Source organism: Agrococcus sp. TSP3-2-1, assembly GCF_049897585.1.
In the GTDB taxonomy this organism is placed as follows: Bacteria; Actinomycetota; Actinomycetes; order Actinomycetales; family Microbacteriaceae; genus Agrococcus.
The window spans coordinates 94,744-115,799 of record NZ_JAFCWN010000005.1 but is presented as its reverse complement, the minus strand read 5'-3'; the positions used below and the strand labels follow the sequence as shown (position 1 = coordinate 115,799).

Below are 21,056 nucleotides of genomic sequence, written 5' to 3'. Positions count from 1 at the left end.
CGGACCGGGGCGCGGTTGCGCCGACAGCGCACGCGCCGGGGGAAGCAGCGCTGCGACGGCCCGTCGTCGAGAACGCCGGTCAGCGGTCGCCGAGTGCTCCGCCCAGCTCGGCGTCGACCGCCTCCTCGAGCGCGCCGATGAGGCGCCAGCCGCCCTCCGAGCTGTTGCCGAGCACGCTCACGGTCGTCCGGGTGGCGACGAGGTGCGTCGAGCGGAACGAGGCGCCCGCGTCCCAGCCCTCGAGCATGAGCGCGTCGTGCGTGCCGTGGAGCCAGAAGCCGAGCCCGTAGCGCTTCTCCTCCTCCGGCACGTCGTGGCGCGGGCGGATCATCTCGTCGACCATCGGGCGCGACACGATCCGCCCGTCGAGCAGCGCGAGCCAGAAGCGGTGCAGATCGTCGGCGGTCGTGAAGATGCCGCCGTCGCCGTTGCCGAGGATCGGCAGGTGCAGGGTGTTGACGAGGTCGCCCTCCTCGTCGATGTAGCCGGGCGCCGCGTCGGCGGGCAGCGCGTTGAGCGGCAGGAAGCCCGTGCGCTCGAGTCCCGCCGGCTCGAGCACGAGCCGGCGCACGGCGTCGTGGTAGGTCTCGCCCGTGACGCGCTCGAGCACGATCGCGAGCACCATGTAGCCGCCGTTGCAGTACGCGAACCGCTCGCCAGGCGGGAACTTCTGCGGCTGGCCGTCGAGCATCGGGAGGAACGCCTCGGCGGTCGTGAGCCGGTGCGCCGGCACCTCGAGCACGTAGTCGGCCGGCTCCCAGTCGGAGTCCTCGTCGAGGTAGTCGCCGATGCCCGAGGTATGACCGAGCAGCTGCTCGATCGTCACGCGCTCGTCGATGAGCGGGAGGTCGTCGCCGAGCAGCCCGCGCACGGGCTGGTCGAGCCGCAGCTCGCCCTGCTCGACGAGCCGCATGGTCGCGAGCGCGGTGAAGCCCTTGCCGCCGCTCGCGATCGCGATGCGGGCGTCGGCACGCATCGGCACCCCGAGCGCGCGGTGCAGGTGACCCGCGACGAGCTCGAGCGCGCGCTCGTCGCCGACGTCGATCGTCGCGACACCCGTGAACGAGCCCTTCGCGACCGCCTCGTCGAGCGCTGCCTGATCGATGTGCATCGTGTGCCTCCTGCTGCCGTCGAGCGCCCACGCTACCCGCGCGCCGCGCCGGCGGCGTCGACGGGGCGGTCGAGCAGCCGTCCGTCGGCGATCGACCAGCGGCGCGTGAGGCCGAGCCGCTCGAGGAAGGCCTCGTCGTGGCTCGCGACGATGAGCGCCCCGCGGTGGGCGGCGAGCGCCTCGACGAGCCGGTCGATCGAGTCGAGGTCGAGCGAGTTCGTCGGCTCGTCGAGCAGCAGCAGCTGCGGCGCCGGGTCGGCGAGCAGCAGCCGGGCGAACGCGAGCCGGAACCGCTCTCCGCCTGAGAGCTCGCGCACGCGCTGGTCGGCGCGCGCGCCGCGGAACAGGAACCGGGCCAGCTGCGCCCGCACATCCTGCGGCGAGCGGCCGGGCGCCGTCTCGCGCACGGCATCGACGAGCGTCGCGTCCTCGTCGTCGAAGCGGATGCGCTGCGGCAGCATCGCGGTCTCCCGGATGCGGTGCGTCACCTCGGCGACGGGCGCGGGCGCGCCGTCGGCCGGCTCGGGAGCGCCGCCCGGGGCTTCGCCCGCCGCGGCGATCGCCTCGAGCAGCGTCGTCTTGCCGGCCCCGTTCGCACCCGTGAGGGCGATGCGCTCGGGACCGCGCACGAGCAGCTTCTCGCCCGCGTCGCGCAGCGCGAGCACGTCGCGGCCGGCGGGCACGACCGTGCCGGGCAGCTCGATCCGGATCGCGCGGTCGGCGCGCAGCTGCGCCTGCGCATCCTCGAGCGCCGACTCCGCTCGCCGGAGCCGGTCGTCATGCAGGTCGCGGTGCTTCGCGGCCGAGACTTGCGCCGACCGGGCCTTCAGCTTCATGACGGCGCGCGGCTCGCGCTTCTCGGCATAGGCCTTCCGCGCGACGCGCGATCGGCCGGCGAGCTGCAGCTCGGCCTCGACGCGCTCGCGGCGCTCGCGCCGCAGCTGCTGCTCGGCGTCGCGCACATCGCGCTCAGCCGCAGCCTGCTCGGCCTCGATCGCCGCGCGGTAGGTCGAGTAGGGGCCGTCGAAGGTGCGCAGGCTCGAGCCGGCGACCGGCGCCGCACCGTGCAGCTCGACGATGCGGTCGACGCGCTCGAGCAGCGCGACGTCGTGGCTGACGACGACGAGCGTGCCCCGCCAGGCACCGATCGCGTCGTGCAGCCGCGCGCGAGCGCGCGCGTCGAGGTTGTTCGTCGGCTCGTCGAGCAGCGCGATGTCGGCGCGCTGCAGCCGGATGGCCGCGAGCCCGACGAGCACCGCCTCGCCGCCCGAGAGCGACGCGACGGGCCGCCGCAGGAGGTCTGCGTCGCCGGCGAGCCCGAGCGCGGCGAGCTCGCCGAGCGCATCCGCCTCGATCCCCCACCGGTCGCCGACGGCGTCGAAGCGGTGCTCGGCGATGTCGCCGCGCTCGATCGCGGCGATCGCTTCGAGCACGGGGGCGATGCCGAGGGCGTCGGCGACGCTGCCGGGCTCGAGCGCGAGCTGCTGCGGCAGGGTCGCGACCGTGCCGTGCACGGCGAGCTCGCCCGAAGCGGGCGAGAGCTCGCCGGCGATGAGCCGCAGGAGCGTGGACTTGCCGGAGCCGTTGCGGCCGACGAGGCCCGTGCGGCCGTGGCCGAGCGCGCCGGTCACGGCGTCGAGCGCGACGGTGCCGTCGGGCCAGGCGAAGGAGACGCGCGCGAGCGCGATGGCGGTGTGTGCCAAGGGGAGACCTCCGAGAGCGTGGATGCGCTGACGGATGCGTCGACGGTGCGTGTGCCGTCGGGTCAGCGCGGGATCGCGGCTCCCGTGCTGTCGGTCATGCTCTGGTCTCCTCGAGCGAAGTGCGCCGGCGCTGACACCGCCGACGATTGCGCAGGCGACGGTACCGGAACCTCCGCGCATCGGCAACGGTCGGGCTCGCCGGGCTACCGTGGTCGCCATGACGCCAGACGAGGAGCTCGACGCCCTCGTCGACCGCGTCCCGCTCGGCGAGAGCCGCTTCGAGATCGACGGCCGCGCCTGGAGCATCACTCGTGTCGACCGCGCGGGCGGCCGCTCGAGCACGATCGACGGCGAGGAGCTCGGCGGCCGGGCGCGCATGAGCGCGAACGTGTGGCGCACGAGCGGCGGCACGCGGCTCAAGCCGTGCGAGATGCCGGCCGAGCAGGTGCTCGCGGTGCTGCGCGCGCTGCCGGAGCGCGACGAGCGCTGACCTGCCGCTGCGGGCAGGGCGGATCCGTCAGCGCGGCGGCTCGGGATCGGTCACGTCGGCGACCTGGGCGCCCAGGTGCGCGACGAGCGCATCGCCGTCGACCGTCGCTGCGACGCCGTGGTCGCCCGCGCCGATCGAGACGCGGCGGCCGAGGATCCGCTCGTCGGCGATCACCGGGAGCGGCGTCGTCGTGCCGAACGGCGTGATGGTGCCGCGGCGGAAGCCGGTGACCTCGAACGCGACGTCGGCGTCGGGCATCGAGAGCCGGTTGACGCCGAGCAGCTCGCGCAGCTTCGGCCACGCGATCGCGCGGTCTCCGGGCACGAGCACGAGCAAGTGGTCGCCCTCGCCGCGCCGCACGACCATCGTCTTCACGATGTCCGCGGGCTCGACCCCGCGAGCGGCCGCGGCCTCGGCGAGCGAGCCGACCCTGCCGTGCCGCGTGATCTCGTGCTCGAGCCCCGAGGCGGCGAGCGCGTCGAGGGCGGGGTTCGACTCAGGCATGCCCCGAGGCTACGCGGCGCGGCCGCCGCTCGCCGAGAGCGCCTCGACGAGCGATGCGGCGCTCGGCTGCGCCGCGATGCGCGCGACGCGCAGGCCGAGCGTCCGGCAGTCCTCGGCGGTCTGGTCGCCGATCGCGATCACCCGCACGTCGTGCGGCAGCTCGAGCCGCGCGACCTCTCGCGCGATCGAGCCGGAGGTGACGAGCACGGCGTCGAGGGGCGCGTCGCCGACCGCGTCGAGGAGCCGCTCGCGCGACTCGATCTCCGGCACGGTGCGATAGGCGACGACGTCCGTCACGCGCATGCCGTGCTGCCGCAGCCCGTCGGCGACCGTCGGCCGCGCGTCGAGCGCGCGCGGCCAGAGCGCGCTCCCCTCGCGGCTCGGCCACTCGGCGACGAGCCCGACAGCCGATTGCCGCGTCGGCACGAAGTCGACCGGCACGTCGCGCTCGCGCAGCGCCCCGGCCGTCGCGGCACCGACCGCCGCGACGCGCACCGAGCCCGGCAGCGGCGGCAGCACCGGCACCGCCGAGCGGCTCGTGACGACGAGCCAGTCGAAGCCGCCCTCCGCGAGCCGCGCGAGCGCGCGGCCGAGCGCATCCTGATCCTCGGCCGGCTCGATGCGCACGAGCGGCAGCACGAGCGGCTCGAAGCCCGCCGCCGCGGCGAGCCGGGCGACCTCGTCGCCCCAGCTGCCGCCGCGCGGGATCAGGACGCGCATCGCCGGTTCAGCTGCCCGAGCGCGCCTCGTGCACGAGGTCGGCCGCCCCACCCTCGAGCAGCTCGACGACCGCGCGCTCGGCGACGTCGCGCGCCGCCTCGGCGAGCTCGGCGGGCTTCGTCGAGTCGAGCGTGTAGGCGTGGGATGCGCTGAGCTTCTTCGAGCCGTCGGTCGCGTACGCCGAGGCGGTGAGGAAGAGCATCCCGTCGGCGACCTCCGCGTGCGCCGCGAGCGGAGCCGCGCAGCCGGCCTCGAGGCCGGCGAGCACGCGCCGCTCGGCGTCGGCGGCGGCGCGGGTCGACGCGTGGTCGGTGGGCGCGACGGCCTTCCGCGCCGCCTCGTCGCCCGCGCGGATCTCGACCGCGAGCGCGCCCTGCGCGGGCGCGGTCGGGAAGTCGATCACGTCGAGCACCTCGGTCGCGCGATCCTCGAGCCCGAGCCGCTTGAGGCCCGCGAGCGCGAGCACGACGGCGTCGAGGTCGGCATCCGGGCCCTGCGCGCGAGCGAGGCGCGTGGGCACGTTGCCGCGCAGGTCGACGACGTCGAGGTCGGGGCGCGCGAGCCGCAGCTGCGCCATGCGCCGCGGCGAACCGGTGCCGACCTTCGCGCCCTCGGGCAGCTCGGCGAAGGTGAGGCCGTCGCGCGCACACAGCGCGTCGCGGGCGTCCTCCCGCTTCGACACCGCGGCGAGCTCGATGCCCTCGGCGGGAGCCGTCGGGAGGTCCTTCATCGAGTGCACCGCGACGTCGACGCGGCCCTCGAGCAGCGCATCCCGCAGCGCCGAGACGAACACGCCCGTGCCGCCGATCTGCTGCAGCGACGAGCGGTCGGTGTCGCCCTTCGTCGTGATCGGCACGAGCTCGACCTCGGCGTCGAAGCGCTCGGCGAGCGCGCCGCACTGGGCCATCGCGAGCTCGGAGCCGCGCGTGCCGACCTTGAGCGCGCTCACAGCTGACCGCCGATCGAAACGGACCCACGTTCGGCAGCCGGACCCCAGATCTCGGGTCCGCGTACCGAAGCGGGGTCCGCGGAGCGGATCGGCCGCCCCCGCAGCGCCGCGCTCACGGCTGCAGCCCCGCGATCGCCGGCCGGAACCCGAGCCGCGGGTTCTCGCAGCAGCCGGGGCGGCACACGTCGTACCAGGGGTGGATCGACGTGACGGCCTTCCGCTCGGCGACCGGCCGGCCCTCGAGCCGCTCCTGCACGAGGTCGACGAGCGCGCCGACGTACTGGGGGTCGACGCCGGGCGTCGGGGCGCGGCGCACCCACAGCCCCGCCTCGGTCGCCGTCTCGATCGCCTCCTCGTCGAGGTCCCACATGACCTCCATGTGGTCGCTCACGAAGCCGAGCGGCACGATGACGACCGCCTTCCGGCCCTCCAGGGCCTCGATCGCGTCGTTGATGTCGGGCTCGAGCCACGGCTGCGAGGCGGGCCCCGAGCGCGACTGGTAGACGAGCTGCCACGCGACGCCCGGCGCCGCCTCGGCCATCACGTGCTCGGCAGCGGCGAGGTGCTGCGCCTCGTAGCCGCCGCCCGGCCCCCACTCGTGCAGGTCGGGTGCGCCCGAGCGCTCCGCGTCGGCGGTGGGGATGCTGTGGGTCGCGAAGAGCACCTCGACGTCGCTGTCGGCGAAGCCCGCCTCGCGCGCCTCGGCGACGCTCGCGCGCACGCCGTCGACGAACGGCGCGAGGAAGCCCGGGTGGTTGAAGAACTGCCGCACCTTGTCGATCTGCATCGACGACGCCAGGCCCGTCGCCTCGAGCGCGTCGGCCCAGTCCTCGCGGTACTGGCGGCACGAGGAGTACGACGAGTAGGCGGAGGTCGGGATGGCGAGGAGCTTCGAGGCGCCCGCGTCGGCCGCCTGCTGCAGCGCCTCGTCGAGGTAGGGCGCCCAGTTGCGGTTGCCCCAGTAGACGGGCAGGTCGAGGCCCGCCTCGGCGAGCGCCGCCTCGAGGGCGGCCTTGAGCTCGCGGTTCTGGTCGTTGATCGGGCTCACGCCGCCGAAGTGGCGGTAGTGGGTCGCGACCTCCTCGAGCCGCTCGTCCGGGATGCCGCGGCCGCGCGTGACGTTGCGGAGGAACGGCAGCACGTCGTCCTGCCCCTCCGGCCCGCCGAAGCCCGACAGCAGGATGCCGTCGTAGGCGACGGGCTCCTCGACGTGCTCGGGCCCGGCTTGCGCGGCCTCGGTCGCGCTCGGCACCGCGGCGCCGGGCTCGAGGTGCACGCCGGTCGCGGCGGGCGCCTTGGTCTCGCGGCGGCCCTGCTGCTCCGCCTGCTGCTGCTCCGGCTGGGCCTGCACGGCCGCGCCTCCGCAGCACCCGCCGCCGCAGCAGCCGCCCTGCGCCTGGCTCGATCCTGCCTGTGTCGACTCGCTCATGCGAGCACCTCCTCGATCTCGTCGATCGTGATCCGTCGGCCCGTGAAGAACGGGATCTCCTCGCGCACGTGCAGGCGCGCATCCACGGCCCGCAGCTCGCGCATCATGTCGACGAGCTCGACGAGCTCGTCGGATTCGAGCGGCAGGATCCACTCGTAGTCGCCGAGCGCGAACGCCGCGACGGTGTTCGCGACGACGCCGCGGTAGGCGGCGCCCGCGCGGCCGTGCTCGGCGAGCATGCGGCTGCGCTCCTCGGGCGCGAGCAGGTACCACTCGTACGAGCGGTTGAACGGGTAGACCGTCACCCACTGCTTCGGCTCGATGCCGCGGAGGAACCCGGGCACGTGCGACTTGTTGAACTCCGCGTCGCGGTGCACGCCCATCGCGCCCCACGTCTGCGTCGTGCCGGCGAGCTCGCGCGAGCGGCGCACGCGGCGCACGGCCGACTGCAGCGCCTCGGCGCCCGTCCCGGCGCCGGGCGTGCCGTGCATCCACACGAGCACGTCGGCGTCGGCGCGCATGCCCGAGACGTCGTAGATGCCGCGCGTCGTGATGCCCTCGGCCTCGAGCGCCGCGAGCTCGTCGGCGAGCGGCGCTCCGCCGGTGGTCGCGCCGCCGCGGCGGTGCACGCTCCAGATGGTGAACCCGTCGCCCAGCTGTCCTGCCTGCGGCGATGCCTGCTGCTCGCTCATGTCTCTCCTCGTCCGTCGGTCTCTGCAATGCCGGATGCGTCATCCGGCTCGGTCACGGCGGCCTCGTCGTCGAGGTCCTCGGTCCAGGGGGTGCCGGCGATCGCGAAGCGCTCGCGGCGGATGCGCAGGGCCGCTTCGCGCGCGTCGGGCACGACTTGCGCGAGCCCCGTGCCGGCGACGGCGGCGCCGACGACCTCGAGGTTCTCGTGCTCGGCGGCGGCGTCGCGGAGGGCCTGCTGGCGCCGCTTGGCGCCGACGATGGAGGAGGGCTGGCCCTGCTCCCAGCGCACGCGGGTGCTCGCGAGCGGCTGCGGGAGGTCGATGCCCAGGATCGCCTTCGCGTCCTCGAGCGCGAGCGCCGCCGCGGCGGCGTCGTCGAGCCCCTCGGTCGCGGGCGCCGCGACGCCCGAGCCGTACGAGAGGCGCACGACCTCGCGCCCCGCGGCCGCCTCGCGCAGCCACGGCCACTTCGCGCTCGAGTGGGTCATCGCCTTCGCGCGCACGCCAGCCGCGTCGGCGGCGACGAGCACGCCCGTCCCGCGCGGGTCGCCTTCGATCGCGCCGGAAGGGAAGACCAGCGTGACGAGCTCGACGGTGACGCCGGCCTCCCGTTGATCGAGTGGCCCGACGGAGTCGGGCGCATCGAGATCCGTCTCGATACGCGACCTTCGGTCGCTACTCGACGAGCGGGACGAGTCGCTACTCGACGAGCGGGACGAGTCGCTGCTCGACGAGCGGGAGGAGTCGCTGCTCGACGAGCGGGACGAGTCGCTGCTCGACGAGCGGGAGGAGTCGCTGCTCGACGAGCGGATGGAGCCGAGCACGCGGCGCGCCTCGCGCTCGGGGAGCGCGACGACGAGCGACGACGCGGCGAAGCTGCCCGCATCCGTCTGCACGCTCCAGCCGATCGCGGTCTTCGCGGCGGAGAGCACGCGCACGCCCGTGCGGAGCTCGGCGTGGTGCGCTCGCGCGCGCTCGGCGAGCGCCGCGGTGAGGCGGTGGATGCCGCCGCGGATGCCCTGCACGGCCGAGCCGGGCTTGCCGGCCTGCTTCGCGGAGCCGGCGCGCTCCTCGAGCACGAGCGCGACGGCGCCGGAGAGCGAGCCCGCGCGCGTGATGGCGTTGTTGAGCCCGGGGGCGACGACCGCGATGTCGAGCAGGTCGGGATCGGCGGAGTAGACGCCGCCCGCGAGCGGCGCGACGAGCCGGTCGAGCGCCTTCCGCCCCATGCGGCGGCGCACGAGCGGGCCGAGCGCCTCGTCCTTGCCGATCTTGAGCACGGGCATGAGCCGATCGGCGTAGGCGCGCACCGCTCCGCCCCAGCCGAGGGCGTCGATGACGTCGCGCGCGAGCGGCACGGCGGGGATCCCGAGCAGCGTCTGCTTCGGCAGCGGCACCGCGCGCCCCGGCAGCTGCAGCCACGCGCCCGCGGGGTTCGGGCTCACGATGTCGTCAGCGAGCCCGAGCTCCGCCGCGAGCTCGGCGACCGCGCCGCCGCGGGTCGCGAACGACTCCGCGCCCGCGTCGAGGGCGAGGCCGTCGACCTCGATGCCGCTCGCGACGCCGCCGAGCCGCTCGGAGGCCTCGAGCACGAGCACGCGGTAGCCGCGGCCCGCGAGGTCGTGCGCGACCGTCAGGCCCGCGACGCCCGCGCCGACCACGATCGTGTCGTGGGTCGGCGCACCGGCGTGGGCGGACGCATCCGCCGCCTGCACGTGCGCGCGGTCGTCGGTCACCGCGCGTGCACCGCCTGCACGATGCGCGTGAGCACCTCGGGGTCGGTCGTCGGCGGCACGCCGTGGCCGAGGTTGAACACGTGCGCGCGGGCGACGGAGCCCGCGAGCATCACGTGATCGATCGCGGCGACGATGATCTCCCACGGTGCGCCGAGCACGGCCGGGTCGAGGTTGCCCTGCACCGTCACGTCGGCGCCGATGCGCTCGAGCGCGACGTCGAGCGGCACGCGCCAGTCGACGCCGATCGCGTCGACGTCGAGGTCCATCGCGCCGTAGAGCTCACCGGCTCCGACGCCGAAGTGCACGAGCGGCACGCGGGTGCCGGATGCGTCGGCCAGGTCGCGCACGCGGTCGAGCGCGAGGCGCGACGCGGGGGCGACGTGCTCGCGGTACTGCTCGAGCGGCAGCGAGCCGGCCCACGAGTCGAACAGCTGCGCGGCGCTCGCGCCCTCCTCGACCTGGGCGCGGAGGAATCGGCCGGTGACGTCGGCGGCCCAGCGGCTGAGGGCGTCCCACGCCTCGGGGTGGGCGCGCATGAGGGTGCGGGCCTCGAGGTGGTCCTTCGAGGGGCGGCCGGCGACGAGGTAGGCGGCGAGCGTGAACGGGGCGCCGGCGAAGCCGATGAGCGGGGTCGAGCCGTCACCGATCTCGGCGAGGCCGGCGATCGTCTGCCGCACGCCCTCGCGGACGGGCTCGAGCGCCGTCTCGAGCGCCACCGGGTCGTTGGCGACGAGCCGGGCGACGTCGTCGGGGGTGCGGATGGGGTCGGCGACGACGGGGCCGACGCCCGGCGCGATCCTCACGTCGACGCCCGCGAGCTTGAGCGGCACCATGATGTCGCTGAAGAAGATCGCCGCGTCGACGCCGTGGCGGCGGACGGGCTGGAGCGTGATCTCGCTCGCGAGCTCGGGCACGAGGCACGTGTCGAGCATGTCGCGGTCGGGGCCGTCGGTGCGCGCTCGCAGCTCGCGGTACTCCGGGAGCGAGCGGCCCGCTTGCCGCATGAACCACACCGGGGTCGTCTCTGGGCGATCGCCGCGGTACGCGCGGACGAGCGGCGAGGCGCCGGTGCGCGTGTTGAGCGGGTGGTTCTCGGGCAGGGCGGTCACCCCTCCATCATCCCACGTGGGCGCCTCGCCGACCTGGCCCTGGCTGTGCGCCAGCCATGAGGGTGCGGGCGCCGCCGATGAGGTCGCGACTACTCGCCGAGCGCGCGCGCGTCGATCTCGAAGCCCTGTGCCCGGAGGCGCTCGACGAGCACGTCGCCCATCGCGGTCGCGGGCGTGAGCACGCCGCCGCGCCGGCTGCAGCGCTCGCCGTCGACCACGAGCGCGAGCGCCGCCTCGCCGAGCATCACCGAGGTCGCCGCGTAGCCGGGGTCGCCCTGCGCCGCGAAGACCGCCTCGAGGCGGTCGCCGCGCTCGGTGCGCGCCGAGGTGACCATCCGGAAGTGCCCGCGCTCGCGCACCTCCGCCGACGGTCCCTCGCCGGGCGCGGGCAGCGCCGCGTCGGCGAGGCGCCGGACCCCCGGCGTCGCCATCGCCGCGGCGAGCGCCGTGACGCCGGCCGCGAGCGCCGCGGCGCGCAGCTTGCCGCGCGCGCCGCGGCCGGTCGGCACGATCTCGCGGTAGCGGAACCCCTCGCCGTAGCCGCGGTCCCGCAGCGCGTGCGAGCGCAGCACGAGGCGGGTGTTGTACGAGGCCATCACGAACGGGGCTGCCCACTCCCCGGTCTCGGCGTCGCGGAAGTGCCGCGACGCATCCGCCGCCTCCCGCACCGGCACGCCGCCCGTGAGCGCGGCGGGGTCGGCGAGGATCGCCCGCAGCCGCGAGTCGCGCTGGGCGCGCTCGAGCTGCGCGCGGAGCGAGTCGATCGTGCCGCCGCTGATGCCGCCCGAGAGCTCGCGCACGCGCAGGGTCGTGTCGGTGAGACCGCCCGCGCCGAGCTCGGCCGCGAGTGCGGCGAGCTCGTGCACCGAGAGGTCGGAGGGCACCGAGTCGAAGCCGCTCGAGACGACGAGCCGCGCGCCGCTCGCCTCCGCGCGCTCGTGGCAGCGGTCGATGAGCTCCCGCACGAAGAGCACCTCGCCGGTGAGGTCGAGGTAGTCGGTGCCGGCGTCGGCGCACGCCTCGGCGAGCGGCAGCCCGTGCCGGAGGTAGGGGCCGACGGTGCTCACGACCACGCGCGAGCGATCGGCGAGCGAGCGCAGGCTCGCGGGGTCGCCGCTGTCGGCGAGCGCGAGCAGCCAGCCCGCAGCCGACGGCCCGAGCCCGGCTCGCACGCGCTCGAGCCGCTCGATCGAGCGGCCCGCGAGGCCGACGCGCAGGTCTGCGGGCGCGGCGGCCGCGAGGTGCTCGGCCACGAGTCGACCGACGAAGCCGGTCGCGCCGTAGAGGATGAGGTCGAGCTCGCGCATGCCGCCAGCGTGACGGCCCCGCCTCGCGGTGCGCTGTGCGATCGCTGACGGCGGACAGCGGACTCGGAGCGGGGTACAGCGGCGCGGTAGGATGCTCTGGTGCTCATCTGCCTGACGGCGAGTCACAAGAACGCCGACTTCGACGCCCTCGAGGCGCTGTCGTCCGCCGACGCCTCCGCCCTCCCCAGCTCCTTCGCCGCCCACCCCGCGGTCGACGGCGCCGTCGTCATCTCGACGTGCAACCGCTTCGAGGTCTACCTCGACGTCGACGCCGACGAGCACGAGGAGGCCGCCGGCATCGCGCAGGGCGCCGCCGCCGACGCGCTCGGGTTCCACCGCCCCGAGACGCTCCAGCCGCTCGTCGACACCCGCGCCGCGGAGCACCTCTTCTCGGTCGCCGCGGGCCTCGAGTCGGTCGTCATCGGCGAGGGCGAGATCGCCGGCCAGGTGCGGCGCGCGCTCGCCTCGGCGCAGGAGGCGGGCACGACCTCCGCGCACCTCGAGCGGCTCTTCCAGCGTGCCTCCGAGACGCAGCGCAGCATCAAGAACCGCACCGGCCTCGGCGAGGCGGGCCGCTCGATCGTGCGCCTCGCGCTCGACCTCGCGAGCGCTCGCGTCGACCTGACCGGTGCGCGCGTGCTGCTCGTCGGCACCGGGCGCTTCGCCGGCGTCTCGCTCGCCGAGCTGCGCCGCCGCGGCGCGGAGCACATCGAGGTGTGGAGCCCGTCGAACCGCGGCGAGGGCTTCGCCCGCAGCCACGCGATCGGCTACGTCGACCCGCGCGACGCCGCGCTCGCCGCCGCGAGCGCGGACGTCATCGTCACCTGCACGAGCTCCGACCAGCACGTCGTCGACGCCGCCCTGCTGCGCGCGGGCCGCGAGCGGCTCGCCGCGACCCACGCCTTCCCGGGCGCGAGCGCCGACGTGCACGACGCATCCGTCTGCCCGATCGGCCACGAATCGCCGGCGAGCTGCCCCGTGCACTCGAGCACCGAGGACGCGGAGGCGTGCCCCGTCGAGCACGGCCGCGCCGCGCAGCTCGTCGTCGACATGGGCATGCCGCGCAACGTCGACCCCGACGTCGCGACCGTGCCGGGCGTCGAGGTGCTCGACCTCGAGACGATCCGCATCCACGCGCCGCTCGAGCACCTCACCGCGACCGAGGACGCGCGCGATCTCGTGCGCAAGGCCGCGCGCCGCTTCGAGCGCGGCACCGCCGAGCACCAGGTGGGCTCGGCGATCGCGACGCTCCGCGAGCACGTCGAGGACGCGCTCGAGGCAGAGCTCGCGCGCATCGGCAAGCGCGGCACCGAGGCGGAGCGCAAGCTCGCCGAGCAGGCGCTGCGCCACTTCGCGGGCGTCGTGCTGCACAAGCCGACCGTGCGCGCCCGCCGGCTCGCGGCCGAGGGCCGCCACGACGAGCTCCTCTCGGCGATCGACGCGCTGCTCGGCGACGACTCCGCCGCGTGACCCGGCTCGAGTCGGGCGACGAGCCGACGACCGGCTCCCACGGCATCCTGCCGCCCGCCGGCGTCGAGACCGATCCGCGCGAGACCGGGGGCGAGGCGCCCGAGCGGCGCCGCCGACTCGTCGACATCGCGCCGCTCAAGGCGAGCAAGGCGTTCGCCCGCCTGTGGATCGGCACCGCGATCAGCGGCATCGGCGCGCAGATGACGATCGTCGCCGTCGGCCTGCAGATCTTCGACATGACCGGCAGCACCATGATGGTCGCGCTCGTGGGCGGCATCGCGCTCGCGCCCATGATCGTCGCGGGGCTCTGGGGCGGCATGCTCGCCGACGCCTTCGACCGCCGCGCGCTCCTCATCGCCTCGAGCCTCACCGGCTGGGCCGCGGTGCTCGGGCTCGTCGCGCTCTCCGCGTGGGACGCGTCGCTCATCGCGGCGGGCGAGCGCGCGCACGTGTGGCCGTTCTACGTGCTCACGACGATCAGCACCGTCGCGGCCACGATCTCGGGAGCGACGCGCTCGGCCGTCACCCCGCGCATCCTGCCCGCCCACCTCATCTCCCGCGCCGCCGCGCTCAACGGCATCTCGTTCGGCACGATGCTCACCGTCGGTCCCGCCGCGGCGGGCGTGCTCGTCGCGACGGTCGGGCTGCCGATCACGTTCGCGATCGACGCGGTGCTCTTCACCGCCGGCTTCCTCGGCATCATCGGCCTGCCGAAGCTGCCGCCGCTCGGCGCGGTGTCGAAGCCCGGCCTCGAGTCGCTGCGCGAGGGCTGGCGCTTCCTCAAGCACGCTCCGAACATCCGCATGTCGTTCCTCGTCGACATCATCGCGATGACGTTCGGCCGCCCCTTCGCGCTGCTGCCCGCCGTCGGCGCCCTCGCGATCGGCGGCGGCCCCGTCACGGTCGGCGTGCTCACCGCGGCCGCCGCGATCGGCACCCTGCTCGCGAGCCTGTTCTCCGGGCCCGTCGCGCACGTGCACCGGCACGGCGTCGCCATCGCGCGCGCGATCACCGTCTACGGATGCTTCGTCGGGCTCGTGGGCGCCGTCATCCTCGCGATGACGCTCGGCCTGGGCGGCGAGGTCGGCCCCGACTGGACGCAGGTCGCGTGGCCCGCGCTCATCGTCGCCGCGATCGGCATGGCGGGCATGGGCGCGAGCGACGAGATCAGCGCGATCTTCCGCTCGACGATGATGCTCACCGCGACGCCCGACGACATGCGCGGCCGCACGCAGGGGCTCTTCCAGGTCGTCGTCGCGGGCGGGCCGCGCCTCGGCGACCTCTACGCCGGCGCCGTCGCGAGCCTCGTCGCGCTGTGGGCGCCGCCGCTGTTCGGCGGGCTGCTCATCGTCGCGCTCATCGCCGTCGTGACGCGCTCGCAGCGCTCGTTCCTGGCCTACGACGCGCGCCACCCCACGCCGTAGCGGATCGGCGCCGCCACCGCCGAGCACGACATCCTGGCGCTGAGCCAGGGATGCGAGAAGGCTCAGGCGGCCCTGCGTCCCGACCGACGCAGTCGGCGTTACCGTGACCGCGAAGGGCATTCACGAAGTGGGGGTCCCATGCGTCACGAGCAGGCTCAGCAGGTCGAGCCGCCGCCCCTGCTGCACGACGAGCTCGCGTCGGTCTCGGCGCCGACCCAGGCATGGTCGCGCCGCGACGGCACCATGGGCGGCCACCCGATCCACGGGCTGTTCCACGGCGACTGGCGCTTCGCGCGGGCCGTCGAGCTGCGCCTCGACGGCGCACCGATCGAGCACCTCGCCACCTCGAGCGCTGGCGACTGGGCGCTCATCCGCGGCATCGCACCCGCCCGCGACGACGAGCCGGGCGATGCGCGGATCGCGGTCGAGCGGATGCGCGAGGTCAGCCCGGGCGCGGTGCTCGAGCGCGCGACGGTCGTGAACGGCCGCGACCTGCCGATCGGCGTGCGCATCGAGCTCGCGATCGACGTCGCCTTCTGCCCGATCGACGCCGTGCGCGAGGGGCGCGACGGCGCCGTCCCGGTGCACCTCTCGATCGAGGGCGACGATGCGGTCGTGACCGACGGCATCCGCACCCTCCGCGTGCGCAGCCGCGCGGGTACGGTCGCGATCGCCGACGGCCGCGTCGTCGTGGATCACCGAGCGATCGTGCAGCCGCACGACTGGGCCGGGCTCTCGGTCGAGCTGCTGCTCGACGACGCCTCGCTCGCCGTGCGGGGCGCGATCGTCGACGAGCCGAGCCCCGGCCTCGCGCCGACCGGCCGTCCCGCGCTCGACCGCTGGGGAGAGCGAGCGGTGGCCGACCTCGAGGACCTCCTGCTCGACGTCGGCAGCGGCCCCGTGCTCGCCGCCGGCGCGCCGTGGCGGCTGACGATGGTCGCGCGCGACGCGCTGAGCGCCGCGCGGATGCTGCTGCCGCTCGACACCGCGCTCGCCGAGGCCACGCTCCGCACGCTCGCCGCGCGCCAGGGCGTGCAGCACGACGGCCGCACGGGCGAGGAACCGGGCCGCATGATGCACGAGCTCTCGCCGCACCGCCCCGAGGGCGCGCGCGAGGGGGTCGAGCTCCCTCCCTCGTTCACCGACTCGATCGACGCGACGCCGCTGTGGATCGTGCTGCTGCACGACGCGTGGCGCGCGGGCCTGCCGCTCGAGACGGTGCGCGAGCTGCGCCCCAGCCTGCACGCGGCGCTCGGCTGGCTGCGCCAGCAGGTCGGCGACGGCTTCCTCGCCCTGCCGGGCGGCGACGCCGCCGTCGGCGACGGGCCCGAGCTGCCGCGCGATGCCGAGGGCGTGCCGGCCGAGGGGCCTGTCGCGACCGCGCGGCTGCAGGCGCTCGCCTGCCGCGCGGCAGTGGGCGGCAGCGCGCTCCTCGAGGCGCTCGGCGACGACGGCGCACCGTGGGTGGAATGGGCCGAGGGACTCCGCCGCCGGTTCCGTACCGCGTTCTGGGTGGTTCGCGGGCAGGATCGCCATCCCGTGATGGCGATCGACGGAACCGGCGCGCGGCTCGACTGGCTCTCGGCCGATCTCGCGCACCTCATCGGCTCGACCCTGCTGTCGCGCGACGAGGAGCGGACCGTCGCCGGGCTGCTGCTCGACGAGCGCCTCTCGTCGGGATTCGGTCTCCGCTCGATCGCGGTCGACGCGCCCGGCTACTGGCCGCTCGCGTGGAACGGCGGCGCGATCCGGCCGCACGACACCGCGGTGGCGATCGAGGGCCTGCTGCGGACCGGGTTCGACGACGTGGCGCGCCGGCTCGCGGAGCAGCTCGAGCGGGCGGCGGATGCGTTCCACGGCTCGATGCCGGAGCGGTACGCGGGGTACGGGGTCGCCGACGCGAGCGCTCCCGTGCCGCTGCCGGGCGCCGGTGCGCCCAACGCCCGGAGCGCTGCGGCGGTCGCACCCGTCTGGCAGGCGCTCGGTGACCGGAGGGCCGAGCACGCAACGCGCCGCGAGCGTCACCTGCACGCCGTCGAGCCGCTCCCGACGATCGCCGTGCCGGCGCAGGCGGCCTCCGGCGGCACGCGGTTCACGAGCGGCGACACCTCGCCGCGCCGCGCGCACGTGCGACTCATCGACGGCGGTCGGCCGCCCTCGATCTAGGCTCGCGCTCGGCCGATCCGAGGATCTCGAGCCGTCGAGAGGGGCGGCCTGTGGCCGCCCCTCTCGATTGCTCGATCCTGGGCGCTCAACCCTTCGCGGAACCGGCCAGCAGGCCTCTCACGAAGTAGCGCTGGAGGCTGAAGAACACGATGAGCGGGATGATGAGCGAGACGAAGGCGCCTGCCGTGAGCCGCTCCCAGTTCTCGCCTCGCGATCCCGCGAGCTCGGCCAATCGCTGGGTCAATGGCGCGGTATCCGGTGTGCCGGTCGAGAACACGAGCGCTACGAGCAGATCGTTCCAGACCCAGAGGAACTGGAAGATCGCGAACGACGCGATCGCCGGCATCGCGAGCGGCAGGATGATGCGGAAGAAGATCTGCCCGTGGCCCGCGCCGTCGACGCGCGCCGCCTCGATCACATCCGCGGGGATCGCCGAGATGAAGTTGTGCAGCAGGAAGATCGCGAGCGGCAGGCCGAAGATCGCGTGCGCGATCCACACCGGCAGGAACTGCCGCTCGCTGATGAACGGCACCGCCTCGTGCAGCGCTGTCTGGAACGGCTGCAGGAACGTGACGAACAGCTGCAGCAGCGGGATGAGCGCCATCTGCAGCGGCACGATCTGCAGCGCGAAGACGATCACGAACAGCGTCGACGAGCCCTTGAACTTCACCCACGCGAACGCGTACGCCGCGAGGCACGCGAGCACGAGCGGGATGATCGTGCCCGGGATCGCGATCGCGAGCGAGTTCACGAAGTACTCGCCGAGCTGCGGCGAGGATGCCGACTCCGAGAAGAGCACCTCGCTGTAGTTCGCGAGCGTCAGCTGCGGGTCGGAGAAGAACGTCCACCAGCCGGTCGTCTGGATCTGGCCCGCCGGCCGGAACGACGACAGCAGCAGGCCGAACGTCGGGATCGTCCAGACGACGGCGATCACGAGCGCCGCGATCGTCGCCCATGGGCTCGTCAAGCGCTTCTTGACGCGATCAGCGCGCGTCTGCACCGCAGGCGCGACCTCGTCGGGTGTGACCTCGGGGTCGGGGGTGAATGCGACGGAGCTCATCGGATCGCCTTCTGCTGGTTGAGGACGCGGATGTTGTAGATGACGATCGGCATCACCATGACGAACAGGATGAGCGCGAGCGCTGCGCCCCGACCGGGCTCGCCGGAGCGGAACGCCTGCGTGTACATCTCGTTCGCGACGACGGAGGTGCTGAAGTTGCCCGCGGTCATGGTCCGCACGATGTCGAAGACCTTGAGCGTCGCGATCGAGATGGTCGTGACGACCACGACGATCGACGTGCGGATGCCGGGCACCGTGACGTTCGCGAACCGCTGCCACGGGTTCGCGCCGTCGATCTGGGCTGCCTCGAGCTGCTCGGTCGGGACGCCCTTGATCGCGGCAGAGAGCACGACCATCGCGAAGCCCGTCTGGATCCAGATCATGACGACGATGAGCGCGAGGGTGTTCCACGGGCTGTTCTGCAGGATCTGCTGCGGCTCGCCGCCCAACCACACGATGATCTGGTTGACGAGGCCGATCTGCTCCTGCTCGGGGCCGCGATAGGCGTACATGAAGCGCCAGATGATGCTCGCGCCGACCATCGAGATGGCCATCGGCATGAAGACGAGCATCTTGTAGACGCGCTCCCCGCGACTCTTGTCGATGAAGACCGCGTAGGCGAGGCCGATCGCGGTCGACAGCAGGGGCACGAGGATGACCCAGACCACGGTGTTGGCGAGCGTGACGAGCGCTTCGGGCTGCGTGAACATCCAGACGAAGTTGTCGAGGCCGTTGAACGAGCCGGTCTTGTCGGTGAACGCGAGCAGCGTCGTGCGGATCGCCGGGTAGACGAGCCCGACGGTCAGCAGGAGCGCGGCGGGCAGGAGGAAGACGAGCATCGGCTTCGAGTCGTCGTCCCGGTCGGCGAGGTAGCCGAGGACGCCGACGATGCTCAGCGCCGACGCAGCCGCCCACGGCCACACGCCCGCGGACTGCTCCTGGCCCGCGTCCAGCACGAGTGCGACGACCACGACCGCTGCGGCGGCGAGCAGCCACGCGATGAGTCGGGCGCTGCGGCGCACGCGGGCGGGCAGGAACGCGATCGCGGCGGTCGCGAGGAGCGCGCCGGCGAGCGGCCAGCCCACGATCGTCGCGGCGAGCACGAGCGCGGGGGTGATCCAGTCCAGCGTCGGGATCTGCTCGGCCGACCGGGCGACGAGCACGAGCGCGACGACGATCGCCGCACCGATGCCTCGCAACACGCCGCTGCGCACGGCGGGGCTCGCCCGCTGCAGCAGGCGGTCGAGCAGCCACTGCAGCACGACGATCGCGACGCCGGCGACGCCGACGGCGATCGCCGCGTTCGTGAGCGCCTGCGTCATCCACGGCGCCGTGCCGTACAGCAGGCGCGCGAGGAGCGCGAGGAGGGCGAAGGCCGCGACGAGGATGATGCGTGGTCGCAGCCCCGTGCGCCAGCCCGCCCCCCGCGGCTTGTCCTCCGGCCTGTCGAGGAAGGCGAGCAGCAGCGCCACCACGGCGCCGAAGGCGGCGAGGCCGACGAGCACCTGCAGCACCTTGCCGACGAGATCCATCGTGGTCATGCGTCATCCCATCCGTTCATGGCTCCCGGCGGGATGCGGGTGCGGGGGCCGCGTCGCGACCCCCGCATCCGCATCCGCTCTCGACTACGGCCAGCTCGACTCGATCTGGCTGAGCACGGTCGCCGTGTCGGCACCCGAGACCCAGTCGACCATGCCGCTCCAGAACGTGCCGGCGCCGACCGCGCCCGGCATCAGGTCGGAGCCGTCGAACCGGAACGTCGTCTCCGGGTCCTGCAGCGTCTCGACCGCGGACTGCAGCAGCGGGCTGCTCGCGTTGGCGGGGTCGAGACCCGAGTTCGCGGAGATGACGCCGCCGAGGGAGACGCGGCTGTTGGCCCACGTGTCGCTCGAGAGGAACGTCTGCACCGCCACGACCTCCTCGTCGTCGCTGAACGCGCCGACGAACTCGCCGCCGCCCGTGACTGCGGCCGCGTCGGCCTCGGTACCCGGCAGGACGAAGGCCCAGACGTCGCCGTCCTCGGCGACGGTGGTCCCCTCGGGCCAGAAGCCCTCGTAGAACGAGGCCTGGTGGTGCATGCCGCACTCGCCGTCGATCACCGGCAGGCCGGCCTCGCCGAAGTCGGTCGTCGCGATCGTCGACACGTCGCCGATGCCGCCGTTGACGTACTCCGGGTTCCTGATCAGGTCGCCGACGCGATCCACCGCCTCAGCGATCTGCGGGTCGTCGAACGGGATCTCGTGCGAGATCCACTGGTCGTAGACGTCCGGGCCGTGCAGGCGCAGGACGTAGTCCTCGATCCAGTCGGTGCCGGGCCAGCCCGTCGCCTCGCCGGAACCGAAGCCCACGCACCACGGCGTCGTGCCCGACTCGGCGATCGTCGCGGTCAGCTCATCGAGCTCGTCGAGCGTCGTCGGCACCTCCCAGCCGTTCTCCTCCCAGAGGGAGGGCTGGTACCAGACGTAGCCCTTGACCGACGCCATGAGCGGTGCGGCGTAGAACGTGCCGTCGACCGTGCCGTAGTTGCGCCAGTCCTCGGTCCAGAACTCCTCGGCGTTCGCCGCGACGCTCTCGGGCGCGGGCAGCAGGCTGCCGGTGCCCGCGATCGACGCGAGCAGGCCCGGCTGCGGGAAGATGGCGAGGTCGGGCGGGTTGCCGCCCTGGACGCGCACGTTGATCTGCGCCTCGAACTCCGCCGAGCCCTCGTAGACGACGTCGATGCCGGTGCACTCTTCGAACTCGGCCCACGACTCGTTGAGACGGTTGGCCTCCTCGTCGAGGATCGTGCCGTAGACGTTGACCTCGGCGCCGTCGAAGGTGCCGTAGTCGGCGTAGGCCTCGCAGCCCTCGGCGGCAGCGCCGGTGCTGCCGGGCGCCTCCGACGCGCCGGGCTCTGCGTCGCCGACACACCCGGTGAGGGCGAGTGCCGCGACGCCCGCGATGCCGAGCGGCACCGCGATCCTGCGTGCGTGCTTCACGTGAACTCCTTCGCTCAAACTCAGCGGATGAGCACGTGCCGCGAACCGACGCGCACGGCGGCGTGCTCGAAACCGGAACCGGTTCCACTTCGAGCGACCGTAGCGCACCCCGCCACAGGATGCACTCAGGAACGATGTTTCGATTCGGCAACGATCCGCACGGCCAATCGTTGGCGGAACGCGGCCGCGCGGCTATGGTCGGAACCGG

17 protein-coding genes are annotated in these 21,056 nt (G+C 74.2%); 4 read left to right on the top strand and 13 right to left on the bottom strand.

What is annotated here, in order from left to right; translation table 11 throughout:
• Nucleotides 1-79 precede the first annotated feature (79 nt).
• Together ACP7BI_RS08820 and ACP7BI_RS08815 are read right to left on the bottom strand one after the other, a co-directional pair.
• Nucleotides 80-1,111 (bottom strand): serine hydrolase domain-containing protein, encoded by a 1,032-nt coding sequence (locus ACP7BI_RS08820; protein WP_425845203.1) that lies wholly within the window; start codon nucleotides 1,109-1,111, stop codon nucleotides 80-82.
• A 32-nt stretch (nucleotides 1,112-1,143) separates the two neighbouring features.
• The gene (locus ACP7BI_RS08815) at nucleotides 1,144-2,814 is read right to left on the bottom strand and encodes an ABC-F family ATP-binding cassette domain-containing protein (protein WP_425845201.1); all 1,671 of its coding nucleotides are present in this window, start codon (nucleotides 2,812-2,814) and stop codon (nucleotides 1,144-1,146) included.
• 217 nt (nucleotides 2,815-3,031) lie between these two features.
• Between ACP7BI_RS08815 and ACP7BI_RS08810 the strand changes: the two genes are divergently transcribed.
• Nucleotides 3,032-3,304 (top strand): hypothetical protein, encoded by a 273-nt coding sequence (locus ACP7BI_RS08810; RefSeq protein WP_425845199.1) that lies wholly within the window; start codon nucleotides 3,032-3,034, stop codon nucleotides 3,302-3,304.
• A 27-nt stretch (nucleotides 3,305-3,331) separates the two neighbouring features.
• On the opposite strand, the gene ACP7BI_RS08805 is transcribed toward ACP7BI_RS08810, so the two are convergent.
• The 8 genes from ACP7BI_RS08805 to ACP7BI_RS08770 form a co-directional block, all read right to left on the bottom strand.
• On the bottom strand, nucleotides 3,332-3,808 hold the full coding sequence (locus ACP7BI_RS08805) for an aminoacyl-tRNA deacylase (protein ID WP_425845197.1): 477 nt from the start codon (nucleotides 3,806-3,808) through the stop codon (nucleotides 3,332-3,334).
• Between the two features lie 9 nt (nucleotides 3,809-3,817).
• A complete protein-coding gene (locus tag ACP7BI_RS08800) occupies nucleotides 3,818-4,528 on the bottom strand; it encodes a uroporphyrinogen-III synthase (protein ID WP_425845195.1) in 711 nt (236 codons plus the stop codon).
• Between the two features lie 7 nt (nucleotides 4,529-4,535).
• Nucleotides 4,536-5,477, bottom strand: a complete 942-nt coding sequence (gene hemC / locus ACP7BI_RS08795; RefSeq protein WP_425845194.1) for a hydroxymethylbilane synthase — start codon at nucleotides 5,475-5,477, stop codon at nucleotides 4,536-4,538.
• Between the two features lie 112 nt (nucleotides 5,478-5,589).
• Nucleotides 5,590-6,906, bottom strand: a complete 1,317-nt coding sequence (locus ACP7BI_RS08790; protein WP_425845192.1) for a ferrochelatase — start codon at nucleotides 6,904-6,906, stop codon at nucleotides 5,590-5,592.
• A complete protein-coding gene (hemQ, locus tag ACP7BI_RS08785; protein ID WP_425845190.1) occupies nucleotides 6,903-7,598 on the bottom strand; it encodes a hydrogen peroxide-dependent heme synthase in 696 nt (231 codons plus the stop codon). The genes ACP7BI_RS08790 and hemQ overlap by 4 nt, the downstream gene beginning before the upstream one ends.
• A complete protein-coding gene (gene hemG / locus ACP7BI_RS08780; protein WP_425845188.1) occupies nucleotides 7,595-9,334 on the bottom strand; it encodes a protoporphyrinogen oxidase in 1,740 nt (579 codons plus the stop codon). Before hemG ends, hemQ begins: the two co-directional genes overlap by 4 nt.
• Nucleotides 9,331-10,443, bottom strand: a complete 1,113-nt coding sequence (gene hemE, locus ACP7BI_RS08775) for a uroporphyrinogen decarboxylase (protein WP_425845186.1) — start codon at nucleotides 10,441-10,443, stop codon at nucleotides 9,331-9,333. Before hemE ends, hemG begins: the two co-directional genes overlap by 4 nt.
• Before the next feature lie 89 nt (nucleotides 10,444-10,532).
• Entirely contained in the window at nucleotides 10,533-11,750 is a 1,218-nt protein-coding gene (locus tag ACP7BI_RS08770) for a saccharopine dehydrogenase family protein (RefSeq protein ID WP_425845184.1), read from the bottom strand.
• A 99-nt stretch (nucleotides 11,751-11,849) separates the two neighbouring features.
• Between ACP7BI_RS08770 and ACP7BI_RS08765 the strand changes: the two genes are divergently transcribed.
• The 3 genes from ACP7BI_RS08765 to ACP7BI_RS08755 all read left to right on the top strand — a co-directional run bounded on the left by ACP7BI_RS08765 (nucleotide 11,850) and on the right by ACP7BI_RS08755 (nucleotide 16,810).
• Entirely contained in the window at nucleotides 11,850-13,220 is a 1,371-nt protein-coding gene (locus tag ACP7BI_RS08765) for a glutamyl-tRNA reductase (protein WP_425845182.1), read from the top strand.
• Entirely contained in the window at nucleotides 13,217-14,644 is a 1,428-nt protein-coding gene (locus tag ACP7BI_RS08760; protein ID WP_425845180.1) for an MFS transporter, read from the top strand. Before ACP7BI_RS08765 ends, ACP7BI_RS08760 begins: the two co-directional genes overlap by 4 nt.
• Before the next feature lie 138 nt (nucleotides 14,645-14,782).
• The gene (locus tag ACP7BI_RS08755; protein WP_425845179.1) at nucleotides 14,783-16,810 is read left to right on the top strand and encodes a glycogen debranching N-terminal domain-containing protein; all 2,028 of its coding nucleotides are present in this window, start codon (nucleotides 14,783-14,785) and stop codon (nucleotides 16,808-16,810) included.
• Nucleotides 16,811-16,895: 85 nt separating this feature from the next.
• Here ACP7BI_RS08755 and ACP7BI_RS08750 read toward each other — a convergent pair whose 3' ends face one another.
• From ACP7BI_RS08750 to ACP7BI_RS08740, 3 genes are all read right to left on the bottom strand, one after another.
• Nucleotides 16,896-17,870 carry a carbohydrate ABC transporter permease gene (locus tag ACP7BI_RS08750; RefSeq protein ID WP_425845176.1) on the bottom strand — a complete coding sequence of 325 codons (975 nt, stop codon included), beginning with the start codon at nucleotides 17,868-17,870 and terminating at the stop codon, nucleotides 16,896-16,898.
• Nucleotides 17,867-18,760, bottom strand: a complete 894-nt coding sequence (locus ACP7BI_RS08745) for a carbohydrate ABC transporter permease (RefSeq protein ID WP_425845563.1) — start codon at nucleotides 18,758-18,760, stop codon at nucleotides 17,867-17,869. Before ACP7BI_RS08745 ends, ACP7BI_RS08750 begins: the two co-directional genes overlap by 4 nt.
• A gap of 735 nt (nucleotides 18,761-19,495) precedes the next feature.
• Nucleotides 19,496-20,848: an ABC transporter substrate-binding protein gene (locus tag ACP7BI_RS08740; RefSeq protein WP_425845173.1), complete on the bottom strand. Its 1,353-nt coding sequence runs from the start codon at nucleotides 20,846-20,848 to the stop codon at nucleotides 19,496-19,498.
• Between the last annotated feature and the right edge of the window lie 208 nt (nucleotides 20,849-21,056).